This window comes from Bacteroides sp. NSJ-48, from assembly GCF_014287405.1.
GTDB classification, from domain to species: Bacteria; Bacteroidota; Bacteroidia; order Bacteroidales; family Bacteroidaceae; genus Bacteroides; species Bacteroides stercoris.
In genome coordinates this window covers 1-852 of record NZ_JACOOD010000115.1, presented here as the reverse complement: position 1 = coordinate 852, position 852 = coordinate 1, and the positions used below count along the sequence as shown (strand labels likewise).

The following is an 852-nucleotide window of genomic DNA, read 5'->3' as shown; positions in this document are numbered from 1 at the left end:
CTTGACAACCACCCGACTTTGAACTACGAAGGATGAAATTTTTCAGGGACAACTTCCAGCATTTCCAAAAAACAGTTTACCCATTGACTTGGAGACAAACAAACAATTTGAGCATTAAGGTTTAAACCGAATTTTTCCGAAATTGACCTGACCTGACTTTTCCTGAAAATCGACTTTAAAGCTGTTTTTACAGATAAATCAGGTTTCTCTAACAGACAGGAAATAAATGCTAAGTATTTGGCTTTAAACTTAAAATCAAAAAATAACTGTTTTCTTTTAATGTTTAACAGGGCTGATTTGACAGTTGGCGGTGGAAAGAAACTTTCAGGACCTACCTCATAGACAAGTTTCAAATCAAAAAAAGTATGATAGAAAACGGTATATGGATTGTAAAGCTTCCTCGAAAATAACTTTTGTGTAGGTTCTAACTGAAGGACAATGGAACCTCCCAGAAAATTTCCAAGACTCTCAAACATCAGGATTTTGAAAATATCGGAAGTAATGCCATAAGGAATATTTGACACCACTTTGAAAGGAAATTTCGGAACTGCAAAATTCCTAAAATCACAACCGACAACTTGAACATTTCGGGCATCAGAAAATAATTTTCGTAAATGTTCAACCAAAGCTGTGTCGTTTTCAATAGCAACAACATTGTTGGCGATTTTTAATAAATGAACAGTAAGAAACCCCTTGCCTGCCCCAATATCTAAAACCGTATCCTGATTACTTATATTTGCTTGTCTTATTGCATCTTTTATTAGCACTTTATCAATAGTAAAGTGCTGACCCGTAAAACGAACGGGCAATTTCTTTTTTGTCATTAGTAACTTCTTACAGGTGAATACTTGA

1 protein-coding gene is annotated in these 852 nt (G+C 34.7%); it reads right to left on the bottom strand.

Annotated elements, in window-relative coordinates; genetic code table 11:
* Window positions 1-23: 23 nt before the first annotated feature.
* The gene (gene erm(F), locus H8S52_RS19715; RefSeq protein WP_004295323.1) at window positions 24-824 is read right to left on the bottom strand and encodes a 23S rRNA (adenine(2058)-N(6))-methyltransferase Erm(F); all 801 of its coding nucleotides are present in this window, start codon (window positions 822-824) and stop codon (window positions 24-26) included.
* Between the last annotated feature and the right edge of the window lie 28 nt (window positions 825-852).